Annotated in this window: 11 protein-coding genes; 7 read left to right on the forward strand and 4 right to left on the reverse strand. The window is 45.1% G+C overall.

The window, feature by feature from the left end; all coding sequences use genetic code 11:
* Positions 1-372: 372 nt before the first annotated feature.
* Entirely contained in the window at positions 373-6,165 is a 5,793-nt protein-coding gene (locus OSC7112_RS28500; RefSeq protein ID WP_015179146.1) for an AAA family ATPase, read from the forward strand.
* Here the strand turns inward: OSC7112_RS28500 and OSC7112_RS28505 are convergent.
* Positions 6,137-6,409 carry a hypothetical protein gene (locus OSC7112_RS28505; RefSeq protein WP_015179147.1) on the reverse strand — a complete coding sequence of 91 codons (273 nt, stop codon included), beginning with the start codon at positions 6,407-6,409 and terminating at the stop codon, positions 6,137-6,139. The genes OSC7112_RS28500 and OSC7112_RS28505 overlap by 29 nt on opposite strands.
* Before the next feature lie 318 nt (positions 6,410-6,727).
* Between OSC7112_RS28505 and OSC7112_RS28510 the strand changes: the two genes are divergently transcribed.
* The 3 genes from OSC7112_RS28510 (at position 6,728) to OSC7112_RS28520 (ending at position 9,644) form a co-directional block, all read left to right on the forward strand.
* Entirely contained in the window at positions 6,728-7,360 is a 633-nt protein-coding gene (locus OSC7112_RS28510; protein WP_015179148.1) for an alpha-ketoglutarate-dependent dioxygenase AlkB family protein, read from the forward strand.
* A gap of 609 nt (positions 7,361-7,969) precedes the next feature.
* Complete coding sequence (locus tag OSC7112_RS28515) at positions 7,970-8,344, forward strand: isoaspartyl peptidase/L-asparaginase (protein WP_015179149.1); 375 nt, start codon at positions 7,970-7,972, stop codon at positions 8,342-8,344.
* A gap of 25 nt (positions 8,345-8,369) precedes the next feature.
* Complete coding sequence (locus tag OSC7112_RS28520) at positions 8,370-9,644, forward strand: ATP-grasp domain-containing protein (protein WP_041623596.1); 1,275 nt, start codon at positions 8,370-8,372, stop codon at positions 9,642-9,644.
* Positions 9,645-9,754: 110 nt separating this feature from the next.
* Here the strand turns inward: OSC7112_RS28520 and OSC7112_RS28525 are convergent, their stop codons facing one another.
* The 3 genes from OSC7112_RS28525 to hisD all read right to left on the reverse strand — a co-directional run bounded on the left by OSC7112_RS28525 (position 9,755) and on the right by hisD (position 15,334).
* Positions 9,755-12,790 carry a tetratricopeptide repeat protein gene (locus tag OSC7112_RS28525; RefSeq protein WP_015179151.1) on the reverse strand — a complete coding sequence of 1,012 codons (3,036 nt, stop codon included), beginning with the start codon at positions 12,788-12,790 and terminating at the stop codon, positions 9,755-9,757.
* A gap of 477 nt (positions 12,791-13,267) precedes the next feature.
* Complete coding sequence (locus OSC7112_RS28530) at positions 13,268-13,696, reverse strand: universal stress protein (RefSeq protein WP_015179152.1); 429 nt, start codon at positions 13,694-13,696, stop codon at positions 13,268-13,270.
* Positions 13,697-14,020: 324 nt separating this feature from the next.
* Positions 14,021-15,334, reverse strand: coding sequence for a histidinol dehydrogenase (hisD, locus tag OSC7112_RS28535; protein WP_015179154.1), 1,314 nt, complete (start codon positions 15,332-15,334; stop codon positions 14,021-14,023).
* 887 nt (positions 15,335-16,221) lie between these two features.
* On the opposite strand from hisD, the gene rpsT reads away from it, so the two are divergent.
* The 3 genes from rpsT to OSC7112_RS38720 all read left to right on the forward strand — a co-directional run bounded on the left by rpsT (position 16,222) and on the right by OSC7112_RS38720 (position 18,035).
* Complete coding sequence (rpsT, locus tag OSC7112_RS28540; RefSeq protein ID WP_015179155.1) at positions 16,222-16,521, forward strand: 30S ribosomal protein S20; 300 nt, start codon at positions 16,222-16,224, stop codon at positions 16,519-16,521.
* A 372-nt stretch (positions 16,522-16,893) separates the two neighbouring features.
* On the forward strand, positions 16,894-17,673 hold the full coding sequence (locus OSC7112_RS28545) for a TatD family hydrolase (RefSeq protein ID WP_015179156.1): 780 nt from the start codon (positions 16,894-16,896) through the stop codon (positions 17,671-17,673).
* A 113-nt stretch (positions 17,674-17,786) separates the two neighbouring features.
* Positions 17,787-18,035 (forward strand): hypothetical protein, encoded by a 249-nt coding sequence (locus OSC7112_RS38720; protein ID WP_150111621.1) that lies wholly within the window; start codon positions 17,787-17,789, stop codon positions 18,033-18,035.
* The last annotated feature ends 27 nt before the right edge of the window (positions 18,036-18,062 follow it).

Raw genomic sequence — 18,062 nt, forward strand, 5'->3', positions numbered from 1 at the left:
ACGATCGATTTTTACTTATTTTTAGCGGGCAATAAAGCTATAATTTAGAGATTTATACCGTAGATTGACCGATCAAAAACGTTTTAAAGCCATAATTTATTACTTTTAAAATAGAGTTTTCTGCGTGATTATGCTGTGTCACACCCCAGGCTGCGTCATGTGGGCTGGAAATCACAGCAAAAGTGCGATCGACTGTTGATGCACCCTACAAACTAGGCGATCGAAATCGGGGCTACCACAAAGTATTTGCAGCCTGTTCCCGAAAAACTCAACATTTGTTAACAAATCCCATTTTGTCCTTTATAACGCGCTATTCTATACACAAAGCTGGTGCGTTTTGACTTAGCTTTAATTTTTACACTAAAAATCAATATGCTCTCGATTCCAGGCGTTGCGGTTGTGGCGGTTCTTTACGAAAGTGTCAACTCTCTGGTTTACCGGGCGATTCGGGAAGCAGATAAAAAGCCAATTATCCTCAAACTGCTCAAAGAAAGCTACCCCACACCTCAAGAATTGGTGCGCTACCGCACTGAATACCGCATCACCCAAGAGCTAAAAGAGCCGGGAGTCGTGCGGGTTTATGACTTGCAAAAATACCAAAACAGCCTCGTGATGTTTGTGGAGGACTTTGGCGGCGAATCCTTGAAAGTTTGGATGCAGGAGCGGAAGTTTAGTCTCAAGGAGTTTCTGCAAATTGCGATCGCCACCACTGAAATTTTAGGGCAAATTCACAGCGCTAACATCATCCACAAAGATATTAACCCCTCCAATATTGTTTACAACCCGGAAACAGAACAATTAAAAATTATTGACTTTGGCATTTCCACTCAGCTAATCAGAGAAACACCGATACTGAAAAATCCCGGCATTCTGGAAGGAACCCTTGCTTACATCTCGCCGGAACAAACTGGCAGGATGAACCGCGCTCTCGATTACCGCACAGACTTTTACTCCCTCGGCGTTACCTTCTACGAGTTGCTGACAGGACAAGTTCCTTTTGATACAGAAGATGCTTTAGAGCTAGTTCACTGCCACATTGCCAGACAGCCTGTTCCCCCGCACGAAATCGAGCCAGTAATTCCCCTAATTGTCTCGCAAATTGTCAGTAAATTGATGGCAAAGAATGCGGAAAACCGCTATCAAACTGCCTTGGGACTCAAGCAGGATTTAGAAACTTGTCTTTTTCAATTGCAAGCAACGGCTAACATTGAGACGTTTGCCTTGGGCACGCGGGATCTTACCGACCGTTTCCTGATTCCCGAAAAACTCTACGGCAGGGAAACTGAAGTTTCTAATCTATTATCAGCCTTTGAACGAGTCAGTACAGGTAGCGCCGAAATGATTTTGGTAGCTGGCTTTTCTGGGATTGGTAAAACCGCAGTAGTGAACGAAGTCCACAAGCCAATCGCCAGACAGCGGGGCTATTTTATTAAAGGCAAATACGACCAATTTGGGCGCAATATTCCCTTCAGTGCATTTGTACAAGCATTTCGGGAATTGATGGGGCAACTATTATCAGAAAGTGACGCTCAATTACAAACCTGGAAGACCAATATTCTGACAGCATTGGGCGATAGCGGGCAAGTGCTGATTGAGGTGATTCCTGAGTTAGAACGCATCATTGGCGCTCAACCTCTAGCACTAGAATTATCCGGTATGGCTGCCCAAAATCGCTTTAATCTGCTGATGCAAAAGTTTGTGCAAGTATTGACTACTGTCGAACATCCCTTAGTGATATTTTTGGATGATTTGCAGTGGGCGGATGGCGCATCTTTAAAATTGCTACAACTGTTGATGGAGGATACGGGACATCTCTTGGTATTGGGTGCTTATCGAGATAATGAAGTCTCACAATCTCATCCTTTTATGTTGACACTGGATGAGATTGTGAAGTCGGGAGCCACGGTGAATACTATTACTCTGCAACCGTTGAGTTTAGCAGATCTCAATCAGTTGGTAGCAGATACGCTGATCTGCGATTTATCTTTTGCTCAACCCTTGACAGAATTGGTTTATGAAAAAACTAAAGGTAATCCCTTTTTCTCAACTCAATTCCTCAAGGCGTTGTATGAAGATGGGCTGATTATTTTTGACCGCCCGGTGTCCCCCACCCCCCTTTCATCGCCCCTTACCAAGGGGGGACAGAGGGGGGTACAAGGGGGGTGGCAGTGCGATATTGCTCGAGTTACATTTGCCGAGGCCTCGGATGTGGTGGAGTTTATGGCGGTGCAATTGCAGAAGTTGCCGAAAGAAACTCAGAATGTTCTAAAATTGGCGGCTTGCATTGGGGGGCAGTTTGATTTAGATACATTAGCATTAGTCAGCGAAGAAGTAGCCGAACCAACGGCATCAGTGCTATGGAAAGCTTTGCTTGAAGGAGTCATTTTAGTCAGTGCAGAAGGCTATAACTTCATTCAAGCAGATGCTCAATCCCCGCATCAGTCTGTTGCTAATCCAACTTATAAGTTTTTGCACGATCGCGTCCAGCAAGCGGCTTATTCATTGATTCCCGACGACCAAAAACAAGCCACTCATCTCAAAATTGGACGGTTACTGCTACAAAATTCCTCGGATATTGAAAGAGAAGAAAAACTCTTTGATATTGTGGGGCATTTGAATCAAGCAATTGAGTTAATCAATCAATTAAGCGAACGAGAAGCCTTAGCAAAACTCAACTTAGAAGCGGGAGGTAAGGCAAGAAGTTCTACCGCCTACGCAGCCGCCATGGTCTATCTGCAAACAGGGATTGAGCTACTGACAGCCAACTGCTGGCAAAGTCAGTATGAGTTGACCCTGAATCTCTATATTGCTGCCGCTGAAGCCGCCTATTTGAATGCTGACATTGAAGGCATGGAACACAAAGCAGCGCTGGTGTTGCAAGAAGCTAAGACGATTTTAGATCGAGTTAAAATTTACGAAATTTCAATCGCCGCCCAGACAGCCCAGGGCAAGATGTTGGAGGCGATCGCAGTGGGCAGAAATGCACTCTTACAACTGGGGGTTGAATTCCCAACTGAACCTGACGAAGCTTTGATTAGTAAAGCGCTACAAACCCTGAAGAGTCAACTTCAGGGCAGACAAATTGAGGAACTGGTTGACCTACCTGTGATGACGAATTCCCAGACTCAGGCAGCTATGCAAATGTTAGGAATGTTACCGGGACCGATTTTCATGGGAAAGTCCGGTTTACTACCACTCCTTAGCTCCACGATGGTGAGTTTATCGCTATCCTTTGGGAATGCGCCCGCATCGACGGTGGGTTATGCGATGCACGGGATGGTGTTCTGTGCCTTTTTACAAGAGGTGGAAACGGGCTATGGCTTTGGGCAATTGGCACTCTCATTGCTCGATAGGTTCAATGTGCTCGAATTCAAGTCTATAATTCTGCTGTTGTTTGGTGGTTGGATTCAGCATCGCCAAGAAGCTATTTTGGCAACGATACCGACGCTGAAAGAAGGCTATAGGTTGGGCATGGAAACCGGCGACTTTGTAGGCGCTGGCTACAACATATGTCATTACTTTAGTAACAAATTTTTCAGTGGGATCGAACTGGATATTTGGGAACCTGAAATCGTCGGTTACAGGGCTGTCTTGGCTCAGGTGAAGCAATATCCGGCTCAGGATTTTTTGGATATAATCCAGCAGACGGTGTGGAATTTGAGGGAAACCCGTATTCGGTCGGGTTGTTTAATAGGAACTGCCTACGATGAAACGGTGATGATTCCTAAGCAGCATCAGGACAATAACCTCAGTGCTATCGCTGTTGCCTACATTTATAAACTGCTGCTTGCTTACTCCTTTAGTAATTACACCGCCGCTCTTGACTACCTTGCCCAAGGCAAACAGTATTTAATAGCTGTATCGGGATTAGCTTTTGTTCCCATTTTCCATTTCTATGCCGCCCTGACGCACCTGGCACTTTTTCCCACCCGCCCAGAAATTGAGCAAGCTCAAATTCTTGCTGAGGTGGAAATTCATCAAACTACGCTGAAACAGTGGGCGCAAAATGCTCCCATGAATTATCTGCATAAATGGTATTTGGTGGAGGCTGAACGGCAACGTGTTTTGGGCAATAAAGCAGAAGCAATAGATTTGTACGAGCGGGCCATCTCCCTCGCTAAAGAAAATCAATTTCTCAACGAAGAAGCATTAGCTAATGAACTAGCAGCCAAATTTTACCTAGAATGGGATAAAGAAAAATTTGCCCAACTCTACATGATTGAGGCGTATTATTGTTATATCCAATGGGGAGCCACTGCTAAGGTAAAAGATTTAGAAACGCGATCCCCCCACTTATTAAAACCTATTCAAGCGGGAAGAAACAACACTAAAACCACCGCAACCGTAACGACCACTGGTTTGGCTAATAACTTAGATATAACCACAGTAATGAAAGCAACTACCGCAATTTCTGGCGAAATCTTGCTGGATAAATTACTCTCTAACTTGATGAAAATTTTGATTGAGAATGCGGGGGCGGAAATAGGATATCTAATTTTATCAAGTCAGGGAAAACTGTTAATTGAAGCTGAAGGAGCCATAAACTCAGAACAAATGACCATCTTGCAGTCAATCCCCGTTGAATATTGTCAAGAACTTTCCTCCGCAATTGTTAATTATGTCGCCCGCACTCAAGAAAGCGTGGTACTAGATGATGCTACCCGATCGGGACAATTTACCAACGACCCCTACATCCAAAAAAATCAGCCTAAATCAATTTTATGCGTGCCGCTGATTTACCAATCTCAAATCGTCAGTATTGTTTATCTAGAAAACAATTTGACCGCCGGAGCTTTTACCCCAGAAAGAGTGGAACTATTAAAAGTGTTATCTGGACAGGCAGCTATCTCGATTCAAAATTCTAAACTCTATACAGAAGTCCGCGAAAGTGAGAACAGACTCACTCAATTTTTAGAAGCAATTCCAGTCGGGGTGTCAGTGCTGGATGCTTCTGGCAAACCTTACTATAGTAATCGCGCTGCTATTCAATTATTGGGTAAAGGAGTTATTCCTGAAGTCACCAGCGAGCAAATACCAGAGGTTTATCAACTCTATCAAGCGGGAACAGAGCAGGAATATCCCTCGGCAGAATTGCCTGCTGTGCGGGCGTTGAGGGGCGAAAGTGCCACTGTAGATGATATGGAAATCCACCAAGGCAACGAAATTATTCCGATCGAGGCTTGGGGTACGCCCATCTATGATGAAAAGGACAATATTTCTTATGCAATTGTAGCCTTTCAAGATATCACGGAGCGTAAAAAAGCCGAAACTGAGCGCATCAGATTTACCGATGAATTGTTCCAACTCAACAAAGCTTACGAGCGTTTCGTTCCCAATCAATTCCTCCATTTTTTAGAAAAATTAAGCATTGTCGATGTCGAATTGGGCGACCAAGTGCAGTTAGAAATGTCGGTGCTGTTTTCCGATATTCGCGATTTTACTACGCTTTCGGAAACTATGACGCCGGAGGATAATTTCAAATTTATCAATTCCTATCTTTCTCGCATGGAACCCGTCATTAATGAAAATCACGGGTTTATTGATAAATATATTGGCGATGCGATTATGGCGCTGTTTAGCGGCGAGGCTGATCGTGCCGTGAAAGCGGGAATTGCTATGCTGCACCGCCTAGTTGAATACAATCAACATCGCGCTAATTTTGGCTGTGCGCCGATTCAGATTGGGATTGGCATCAATACTGGAACTTTGATGCTGGGAACGGTGGGCGGTCAAAATCGCATGGACGGGACGGTAATCAGCGATGCGGTGAATTTAGCTTCTCGTGTGGAAAGTTTGACGAAAAATTATGGGGTGTCGCTGTTAATCACCCAGCCAACTTATTCGCGCCTAAAAAATCCATCTCAGTACGCAATCCGCACCCTGGACACGGTAAAAGTCAAGGGGAAATCTGAAGCTGTGACGATTTATGAGGTGTTTGATGCCGACACGCCAGAAATTAAAGCGGGCAAGTTAGCGACGCTGCAATTGTTTGCCGAAGCTTTGGAAATTTACTCGGAAGGGAAGTTAGCTGAGGCGGGGCGGCTGTTTGCCAACTGTTGGCGTGAGAATCCGGGCGATGCCGTCGCTAAAATTTACTGGGAACGCTGTCAGTCTACTCTAAGAAATCGCACAAAAATCAAAGACACGCCACACGATTTAGATTAATCATAAAAGTCCAAAGCTCGATCGCTACATTGTTGGAGGGGGAGATCGTTTTCATGTGACGGGGTGACAACCCCGTCAACATCGGGTCGCTACAATTTATGTTACATTCCTGCCATAGTTGAGAATATTCTCCTCGCAGGTATTCTAGGGCGTCATTAATTACCTCATCCTTTTCAGCTTCATCTCCTGGAATTTGGACATAAGCTTCATCAAGAACAGATTTAATTATTTGAAAGCAATTCATAGTACATATAGTAATCCTAAATGAATCGTAATTTTTTTACCCCACCCCAGCCCTCCCCGATGCCTTGGGGAGGGAGTAAGAAATTCACAAATGATTTAGGATTGCTATAGCTAATTGACGCCAGCCTCATCTTAAATCACGATTCAAGATTTGGTTGGTGAACACATAAAAATTTATGTCAGTTACAAAAAGTAATTATCCTTGTATTGTTAAAATGCTAAAATTAGCTTTACATGATTAATGGTAAAGCTGGGCAGTGCTTGTGTAAACAACTGTATATTTATCAATTTCAGTAAAAGGTAATCAGCGAGCAGATTTATGTACACTCAACTTTCATTGTGGGAAGACCCGAAAGCAGAAAGCCAGAAGCATGGTCAGCAATTATCTCTGCCTGATGCCGAAATAATCATGTACCGCGACTTCTTCAATAACATTGAGAGCAACCAGATATTTGCGGAATTGTACGGCACTATTAATTGGAAGCAAGAGGTGGCCCTGCTTTTTGGCAAGCAAGTCGCTATACCGCGACTTAGCGCATGGTACGGAGATGCAGGTAAATCTTACACTTACTCCCAAATAAAAATGGAGCCTAATCTATGGACACCTACACTCATAACCATCAAATCTAAAATAGAAGCAATAGCAGGTACAGTGTTTAACAGCGTGTTGCTTAATCTATATCGCGACGGCAAAGATAGTGTAGCTTGGCACAGTGATGATGAATCAGAACTTGGTGAAAACCCAGCAATCGGTTCTGTAAGTTTTGGGGCTACTCGTCGTTTTATGCTCAGGCACAAATACCAAAAAGAAATGAAATTAGAAATTCAATTAACTCCTGGAAGCTTCCTGCTGATGAAAGGAGTAACCCAGCATTTTTGGCAACACCAAATCCCGAAAGCAGCCAAAGTTACTGAACCAAGAATTAACCTTACTTTCAGGAAAGTAAGCTAAATGAATTCATGGTAATTTGTAATTTTCCTAGGCGTTAATCTGCCTTTACTGGCGGTTTTAATAATAAAAGATTGCAACTTTTGTTAACAGTAAAAATAGCGCTTTTTGCACAGCAATAACAGTACCGCCGAATTAGCGATCGCACTCCCGTTCGATCGCTAAGGCTGAGTTTGGTAAAATGGCTAGTTTGTTGCGGCTGCGCGGGTTTTGGCCGGGTCAGCAGAAAGGCTCAGAGTGATGTGAATACCGATCGCACTTATTTTCTCTCAAAGTCTCATTCTTCAGGTTTAGCTATTTTGCCTGTTAAGGTGTAGTGCATCGCCTTAAGTTTTACCCCCTCTTTACTCCCTAAATCTTTCAATTTTTTAACTAAATCCCCGCCAAATTGCCTCACACTATTGATATAATTTTGGTCAATATGTATTAATAATTCGTGAATAGCTAGGTCTAAAGGAACACAAACATCGACAAAAATAATTATCTCTGAAGATAGAACAACCCCAAATAAAACACAGGTAATATATAAAAATATGAGGTATCAAAAACTACTTAAAAATTGATTGATAGAATAAATACTTAAGTAGTTTTTAAAATAAAAAAAGGAAATTTATGGTATTGAGCATGATTGTTCGCGGTGGAGCAAAAACCATCTCAGAAGAGAAGGTTGCAGCCAACAATGCAGGCTGTACCGCAGCAGCAGAAGCGGGTTGGGCAGTGCTCGCAAGCGGGGTTACAGCAGCAGAAGCCGTTGAGGCAGCTATCCGGGTTCTGGAAACTGACCAGACATTTAACGCAGGCTTTGGATCGGTTATCAACAACCAGGGAGAAGTAGAGCTAGACGCAGCGATCGTGGAAGGCGGTTCATTAGCTTGGGGAGCGATCGCCAATGTTCAAGGCGTGCGCCATCCCATCTCTGTGGCGCGAAAGATTATGGATAAAAAACCCATGTTCATCGAGCTAATTAGTGGCCGGGAAAACAGTTGAATTCAAACTAGACTTGGATATTTTTATGAACTCAACCTACGACTTTCCTTACTTTCAATGCAATTCTCTTTCCGATTTGTTTGCTCCAGACATCACAGATGCACGTTATGCGTTCATCCTAAATTACCCTGCAACTGCCAGTTGGGCTGCTTACCCCAACAGGAAAAAATACTTTATTCAAGATGGCAGCAGTGAAGCCACCAAAACTTCTTTCGACAAGATTGGTCAGAAGGAACCTTGGAAAAATCTGGCTGTGTTAGGCGATGCCATCCCAGGGATTGTAATTAATCAGCCGCCGAACTCGCTGATTGACTATTGGCGGGAGCATTTGGGCTTCAGCAACAGCAGTATGGAGATGATAGATTGCTCGACTTATCTCGACGAACTCAGCGGCAGCGATCGCTTTGACAAACTCCTGACTCTATTTCCCTTCGACAATCTCAAACCTGAAAAACACGCCGTCCATCCCGACATCCACTATCACTTGCTCAGCAAAACAACGCTAGCAGAATTAGGGGTGCAATGTCCGAAATACCAAAGCTACAATCTGCACGAAGTCAATCTCGAAAGCATTCAGTTACCAGAGCAATTCCCCTACTTGATTAAAACATCCCACGGACTTTCTGGAGAAGGCACTTATATTATCAAAAGCGCCAGCGATCTGAACTACTGCTTGCAGGAAGTGAGGAAATATCTCGATATTAAGTTGCTCGATACGATTATTGTCTCGGAATTCGTCAAGAATCAAGTGCAGAACTACTGCGTGCAGTTTTATGTAAGCAAAACGGGAAATATCAGGCTCATCGGCACTACCAGCCAACTTGTCACTCCAGAGGGCAGCTATTTAGGGGGACTGATTCACTACCGCGAAACCGACATGAGTAGGTTTTTTGAGATGATTGCCGCTATTGGTAAATATGCTCACCAACAGGGTTATTTCGGCGTTATTGGCTTCGACGTGCTGGAAGACTCTGAAGGACAGTTGTATGCCATTGATGCCAATTTCCGAGTTAATGGCTCGACTCCGCTTTGCTTGCAGCGCCACACCTTACTGGGGCTGGGAAAGGAGGTGGCTCAATATTCCAGTAACTGGCGAATGGACGGGACTTTGGAATCGATTCTTGTCACCCTGAAACCAGAACTCGATCGCAAGGACTTGATAATCCTGTCGGCTTTAGAGAAGGTTAAATACGGGAAAATCTACACGGAAATTTACGGGATAGTTGCGGGTGAGGATATCAAGGAAATGCAGCACATCAAGCAGAATTTGCACGGTAAGGGATTGCAGCAATTGGGTTAATATCTACTCTACCGATTGCAGCGTTTATGCGGTTCAATTAAATCGGCTGGATAAATATTCCCCAAAGGCAAAATCTCCTCGGTCGGTTTCTCAAAATAATCTCTAAGTCGCTACTCTGCTGATAATTCTTGAATTTTGTTAATAGCCTCTTGGTAATCACTTGTATTTCCTTGGTACTTGTACAAGTCAGCGGCTTTTTGATAATCGGCGATCGCCTCTGCTTTTTGTCCTAGGTCAGACTTGGCTAAACCACGATTGTAGTAGGCATGAGCATTATAGTAACTAAGCTCGATTACCTTACTATAATCTGCGATCGCTGCTTCTTGTTCCCCTAGATTATACTTAGTCAAACCCCGATTGTAGTAGGGATGAGGATTGTAGTAATTAAGCTCTATCGCCTTAGTATAATCTGCGATCGCCTCTGTTTTTTCACCTAGAGCAGACTTGGTATTACCGCGATTATTGTAGGCAACAGCTAGTTTTGGATCGATGTCAATCGCCTGATTATAATCTGCGATTGCCTCTGCTTTTTGCCCTAGGGCAGACTTGGCTAAGCCCCGATTTAAGTAGGCATCAGCATAGCAAGAATTAAGGTCGAGCGCCTGATTATAATCTGCGATTGCTTCTTCTGTTTGCCCTAGGAAAGACTTAGCTAAACCACGATTGTTGTAGGCATCAGCATAGCAAGAATTAAGGTGAATCGCCTGATTATAATCTGCGAGCGCTTCTTCATTTTCTCCTAAATTATACTTTGCTAAACCCCGATTGTTGTAGGCAACAGCATCTTTGGGATTGAGTTCGATCGCCTGATTATAATCTGCGATCGCCTCTGCTTTTTTCTCTACGTCAGACTTGGAACTACCTCGACGGAAGTAGGCATTAGCACTGTTGTAATTAAGGTCGAGCGCCTGAGTATAATCTACGAGTATTTCTTCTGCTGTTTCTAGGGCAGAGTTAGCTACACTCCGAGTGTAGTAAGCATCAGAATAGTTGGGGTTAAGCTCGATCGCCTGAGTACGATCTGCGAGAGGGTCTTCTGTTTTTCCTAGGGCAGAGTTAGCTAAACCCCTAGTGTAGTAGGCATCAGCATAATTGGGGTTTAGCTCGATCGCCTGATTATAATCGGATATCGCCTCTTCTTTTTCTCCAAGATCGTACTTGACATAGCCCCGCTCGACGTAGGCAATAGCTAATTTGGGATCGAGGTCGATCGCCTGATTATAATCGGATATCGCCTCTGCTTTTTGCCCAAGCTCATACTTGGCACTACCCCGATTGGCATAGGCAACAGCTAATTTGGGATCGAGGTCGAGCGCCTGATTATAATCGGAGATCGCCTCTGCTTTGTGCCCAAGCTCAGACTTGGCAGCGCCCCGATTGACATAGGCAAGAGCTAATTTGGGATTGAGCTCGATCGCTTGATTATAATCGGAGATTGCCTCTGCTTTTTGCCCAAGGTCAGACTTGACCATACCCCGATTGACGTAGGCCGCAGAAAATTTTGGTTCGAGGTGGATCGCCTGATTATAATCTGCGAGCGCCTCTGCTTTGTGCCCTAGGGCAGATTTGACAATACCCCGATTGACGTAGGCCGCAGATAATTTTGGATCTAGGTGAATCGCCTGATTATAATCTGCCAGCGCCTCTTCTTGATTGCCAATCTCACCCTTGATATTACCCCGCAATAAGTAGGCAACAGCTAATTTTGGATTCAGATTAACCGCATTAGAAAAAGCTGCCAGCGCCTCTGCTTTTTCCGCCAATTCAGACTTACCTACACCCCTCTTAAAGTAGACAAAAGCTAATTTTGGATTCAGGTCATTAGCTTTAACAAAATCTGCCCGCGCCTCTTGTTTTGCCCCTAGTTCATACTTCACATTACCTCTATTATTGTAAGCATCTGCATCGTTAGCATCGAGTTCGATCGCCTGATTATAATCTGCCAACGCCTCTTCTATTCTTCCTAGGCGAGACTTGGCTAAACCTCTATTGTTGTAACCAGCAGCTAATTTTGGATTCAAGTCGATCGCCTGATTATAATCTGCGATTGCCTCTTCTCTTTTTTCTAGGTTATACTTGGCTAAGCCACGATTGTGGTAGGCATCAGCATAGTTTGGATTCAAGTCGATCGCCTGATTATAATTTGCGATTGCCTCTTCTATTTTTCCTTCACGATACTTGGCTAAACCCTGAGTGTAGTAGGCAACAGCTAATTTGGGATTCAGGTTGTTCGCTTTAACAAAATCTGCCCGCGCCTCTTCTTTTTCGCCTAGTTCATACTTAACCTTACCCCGATTGTTGTAAGCATCAGCATCGTTGGGATCGAGATCTATTGCCTGATTATAATCTGCCAGCGCCTCTTCTATTCTTCCTAAACTAAACTTTGCTAAACCCCGATTTTTGTAAGCACCAACATCTTTGGGATTTAGCTCTATCGCCTTCGTATAATCTGCTATTGCCTCTGCTTTTTCCTCTAGCTCAGACTTGACTAAACCACGACCGACGTAGGCAACATCTAGTTTTGAATCGAGGTCTATCGCCTTCGTATAATCGGATAGTGCCTCTTCTTTTTTTCCTAGTTCATGCTTGACTAAAGCTCGACCCACGTAGGCAGCAGCTCGTTTTGGATCGAGGTCTATCGCCTGATTATAATCGGATAACGCCTCTTCTTTTTTTCCTAGGCTAGACTTGGTTAAACCCCTATTTAAGTAGGCAGAAGCTAGTTTGGGATTAAGCTCGATCGCCTGATTATAATCAGAGAGTGCCTCTTCTATTTTTCCTAGTTTATACTTGGCTAAACCCCGATTGTTGTAGGCATCAGCGAATGTAGGAGCTAGTTTGTAATAGACAGCTAAACCAGCCAGCCCCGCAAACAGGATAAAAAAGCCTAATTTATAATAGTCGTCTGTACTCCAGTCTTCTTTTTTCTCTGGTTTATATTGGATATCACTCCAACGATACGCAATAGCATTGCTGGCATTAAAGTCGATATTCGGATTATAATCAGCTACATCACCCTTGAAATCTCCTTGATTTGCGCGAGCAAGTCCTTGACTGAAATAGACAGGGGAACAAGCGGCCACCCCAAACAGGGTCAAACCAGCAGCCAGAATTTGTGGAATCAAGCGATGCGGTTTTTTAGTCATAGCCTTTGCAGTTACTAAAATTTAATGGAATTGCTTTTTTAACGGTTTGACAGACTATACCGAATTGTATCTGAGTGTGTAAAAATATAAAACTATATTGACCAAAAAAGAGTGTAGGACTATTGCCCGACATTACTACACAACCCTTTTATGAGATCGATGTTGATTTTGCGAGACATACCTAACAGGCGATCGACATCTACCAGACGATCGCTCATGTGTCTTCCAGAGACTCAAGCCACTGTCCCATCAAACATTTATCCTGCTGACAGCATAACGGCTGTTTCAAAACGAGTCTTAAATCTATACAACAATTAACATTCTCAATAAACAAAAATTTATATTTAGGTGCGTCAGCTCGCGTTATATTATCTGCAAATTCAATAACTCTTGGCTGACCCACCCTACAAGTTTTAACTACTGTAAATCTCCCTGGAACAGGCGTCTCGCCTGTCCATCCCTGCGGTTCAATTCCCCTTACTTAGCGCGCACCACCAACACGGAACAAGGAGCCTCAGCCACAACTTCCGCACTCACCGATCCCTCCAAAATCCGCTTTAAACCGGTTAAACCCCGACAGCCGATCGCAATTAAATCGGCCTTATAAATATGAGCCAAACGAACAATTTCTTCTGCAGGTTGTCCCGAAACAATCTCCAATTCGCTCTGGCAAGGCAACTTTTCCTGATAAGATTGCAGCAACTTCTCTACCTCTCGGTAAGCAATTTCATCTCCCTGAGCGTGAGGTCGATCGACAACCTCGTCAAAATCCGACGTACCATAACTGACAACATGAACTAGAATCACCTTTGCCGTCGGTTCTAGGTGAAAGTGTCCTACAACTTGCAGTACCTGAGTCGCTAACTCTGAATTGTCGATCGCTACCAAAACAGTATTCAATACCATGCACCTTTAAATTTCAGATATTTAGACTTTAAATTTTTCGTTGATTGTCGCCTAATTTCCACAATTTCGCGCTCCCCACCAACATCATTATTACCTACCCAAAAACCCGGTTTCTTAACATAATTGCGTCATTTAAGCAAGATTCTTGAAGAAACCGGGTTTCTTAAGCCCGCAGTGCGTAAGTAGGTAGGTGCAAATAAACTGGATCGCTTGTCACAGAATGTAAAGCTACCATAATCGCAAGAGAATTGCTTCCTTTCATTGCATTTCACTCGCTTTTGACTACCTATGTATTTTGCCGATCGCCAATCTCAAATTTACCATCTAAAACTCACCCTTTCCCTCATTTTCAGTCCGCAGCCGCACCGAATCCGCGTGAGAAGGAAGCCCCTCTGCTTCGGCTAAAACATTAATCGCCCTACTCACCTTCTTAAGTGCAGCAGGCGAATATTGAATCAAACTCGAATGCTTGATAAAAGTTTCGACACCCAGCGGCGACGCATAGCGCGGAGCCCCAGAAGTCGGCAAAGTGTGATTCGGGCCAGCCAAATAATCACCTACAGCTTCCGGCGTCGAGCAGCCCAAGAAAATCGCCCCAGCGTGGCGAATTTGGTCGAGCAAAGCCCAGGGATCTGCAACTTGCAATTCCAAGTGTTCGGGCGCAAACTCGTTAGAGAGTTCCGCCGCCGCTTTGAGCGAGTCAACTACTACGACTAAACCATAGTTGACGATCGCCTTTTCTGTTAAAGTTCGGCGCGGGTGATTTGCCAACTGTCTGTCTACTTCAGCCACAACCTTCCTAGCCAGCACCGAATCCGCCGTCAGCAAAATTGCCGACGCCATCGAATCGTGCTCAGCTTGAGCCAACATATCCGCAGCCACGTGCACAGGATTCGCCGAACCATCGGCAATAATCAGCACTTCCGACGGGCCAGCCAGAGAATCGATCCCCACACTCCCGTAAACCAGTTTTTTAGCCAGGGTGACGTAAATATTCCCCGGCCCAGTAATTAAATCCACCTTCGGAATAGTTTCCGTACCGTAGGCCAAAGCCGCGATCGCCTGCGCCCCGCCGACCCGATAAATCTCATCAACTCCCGCTTCCTGAGCCGCTACCAGCACCGCAGGATTCATTTTCTTCTCTTGTCCGGGGGGAGTACACATCACCAGTCTCGGCACCTTGGCGACCTTCGCAGGAATCGCATTCATGATCACCGAGCTCGGATAGGACGCCTGACCGCCAGGAATGTAGATTCCCGCTCGATCGACCGGCGTGTAGCGCTTGCCCAAAACAATCTCGTCATCGCCAAACTGCACCCAAGATTTGGGTACGCGCTGTCGGTGAAACGCCTCTACCTGTTTGCAAGCTGTGCGGATGGCATTTAATAATTCTTTCGACACCTGCTGGTAAGCAGCATCCAATTCGGCGCCACTCACCCGTACATCTTCCACATTTAGGGTTATGCGGTCAAATTCAGCAGTGTAGTGCAGCACAGCCTGATCGCCTTTGCGCCTTACAGCTTGCAGCACCTCCCGCACGGTGGCTTCTTTGTGAACGACAAGTTCGTCATGGGTGCGATCGCAGATCCGTCGCAGTTCAGCTTGTGCCTCAACCCACTGAGTAATGATTCGCAGCATGGAGATTAGGAATGCCGTCTATAAATTCACTAACATTTGCTTGACAATTGGGGATTTTTGTGGGGATATCCTAGAGAAGTAGGCTACCACCAGTCCACAAGCTTAAACCGCGATTGTCGCGGAATTTTCCAAGGCTTCAGTGCAGCGTTGAAATCTCTGTCGAGGATTTTGCCACACTGAGGACAAGTCACAATCTTCTCTCTTGAATTGCCCGCCAAAGAACCGGGTGCGGAGGGAGAGGGTTGGAACGCAGAGGGGGAGAGTGTCCTACCCCGATAATATCCGAGAGGGAGAGTGTTCGAGCGGGAGAATTTTGGTTCTGCCTTCTAGCTTCTACCTTCAGATCCGGCTGTCTTCTACCTTCTACCTTCAGCTTTTTACCTTCTACCTTCGGTAAGTGCTTCTTGCCGAAGCCCAAATCACCCGTATTCTTTGTTATAGCTTAACTTGGATTTTTCCGAGAATTGGATTTTAAGCAGAATAGGTGCTATATTAGTTTTTCCAACACCTGATAATTTTTTTATAAAAAAACGCCAAATTATTGTATACTTGAAAATTGCGCGCAACAAACCGTGACTTTAACTCGTGACGGTGGAAACACCGCAAAACGCCTCGGTAACACCCGTGTCATACCTGTGGGTATTGTCAGGGGTAAAAAACAGGCAGTTAAATGAGTCAATAAAAAATTATTGCGCGGGCGTCGCCAAAAAGTAGCCACAGACTCAGCTCAATCTGAGCGAATGGAGAGTGGCTGTCTCACTCCGCCATAAAAAAATCAAGCTTTTTGCGGATCGGTCCCGAAAAGGTTGTCCTTCAAAATCCCCGTGTCTTGGGACTGTCTTGAGACTAGGGTGTATCAATGAATACCTACTTCCAGCAACTGAACTATGGCAAATATTAAGTCCGCCGTCAAACGAGTCAAAATCGCCGAACGTAACCGCTTGTACAACAAATCTTACAAGTCAGCGGTCAAAACTTTGATGAAGAAGTATTTCGCTGCCGTAGAGAAGTACGCCGCAGCTCCGAGCCCGGAATTAATGCAAGAAGTCCAGCAGCGAATGTCTGAGGCTTACAGCAAAATTGACAAAGCTGTCAAAAAAGGTGTACTCCACCGCAACAACGGCGCTCGCAAAAAGTCCCGCTTGGCAAGAACCCTCAAGCCGCACGAAGTATCGGTAGCATCTTAAGGCAGCAGAAAGTTCGGCAACGAAGCAGTGTACAAGATTGAAGGGATGGATGTTGAGGGAAGAAGTCAATCGATTTTCGATTTTCGATTTTCGATTTTCGATTGAAGCATTGACTTGCGCGAGATAAATACGTTCGGCAAGTTTCATCGGATACAGGTTTTTTATTTCTGGATCCTGAGTCTGCTTTCGGAATGAATCACGTGGCGGGTATCCTGGATGCTTGATTGTCAAGCGTGAAGAAGGAAGAAGGAAGAAAGAAGACGGAAGATTTTTCCCGCACACTCTCTCCCACTGCCACTCCCAGACTCTCTCACTCCCCCCTCGCCCTATCCCACCAGGACTCTCCCGTATCACCTCTAATCTGCTTCCCCCATGCAGCTCATCGACACTCACGTTCATATCAACTTTGAAATCTACAAATCTGAGTTAGAAGCCATTCGAGAACGCTGGCGCGAAGCTGGTGTAGTTCGGCTGGTTCATTCTTGTGTAGAGCCAGAAGAGTTTGCCGGCATTCAAGCAATCGCCAACCAGTTTGCAGAAGTGTCCTTTGCGGTTGGACTCCACCCCCTAGATGCGGACAAGTGGAAAGACGAGACTGCAAGCCAGATTAGGGAATTAGCAAGTTCGGACTCTAGGGTAGTGGCGATCGGCGAAACCGGACTGGACTTTTATAAAGCTGACGATCGAGAACACCAGTTTAAAGTGTTTGAGGCACAGCTTGCAATCGCCCAGGAACTTGACAAACCAGTCATTATCCACTGTCGCGACGCCGCCGCCCCAATGGCCGAAATGCTGAGGAACTTTTGGCAAACACGCGGGCCAGTGCGCGGGGTCATGCACTGCTGGGGAGGCACGCCCGAAGAAACCCAGTGGTTTTTAGACCTAGGTTTCTACATCAGTTTTAGCGGAACAGTCACCTTTAAAAAAGCCTTGCAAATACAAGAATCAGCTTGTATGGTAAATAGCGATCGCATCCTGGTCGAGACAGATTGCCCTTTTCTCGCCCCCGTACCCCAGCGGGGAAAACGCAACGAACCAGCCTATGTCTACTACGTAGCCGAGCAAGTTGCTAAATTGAGAGGAGTTTCTCTCTTAACTTTGTCCCAGCAGACAACCAAAAATGCCTGTCAGCTATTCGGCTTTTCAGTTTAGTTATAGCAGAGCACAGAAACCAGGAAAACAGGTCGATTTAGGAGCCAGCGATCGGGAAAATCCCATTTCTATCCTGCCAGAAAAACCGGATTCATCCTTTATAGGAGATTCTTTTGGCGTTGCCTGCTGCGATCGGATTTGCGTCCTATAATAAAAAGAACCGACCGATCGGGCGTTGGCTGAGTATCCGCGACTGCGATGTCGCCCGCTTGAGGCCAACACAACGCGAGTACGCTAACCTTCGGGAGCGGTCAAAACTTCAGGCAATACCTCAAACTTACACATCAGAAGCAACTTGGAACCTCAGCAATTTGGCAATAGCTGTCAAGTCAATTTTAGGAGTCAAAAGTGTAGGGAGTTAACCCCGGGATACCGCGAGATCAGAGCTA

The sequence above is a fragment of the Oscillatoria nigro-viridis PCC 7112 genome, assembly GCF_000317475.1.
Classification (GTDB): domain Bacteria; phylum Cyanobacteriota; class Cyanobacteriia; order Cyanobacteriales; family Microcoleaceae; genus Microcoleus; species Microcoleus nigroviridis.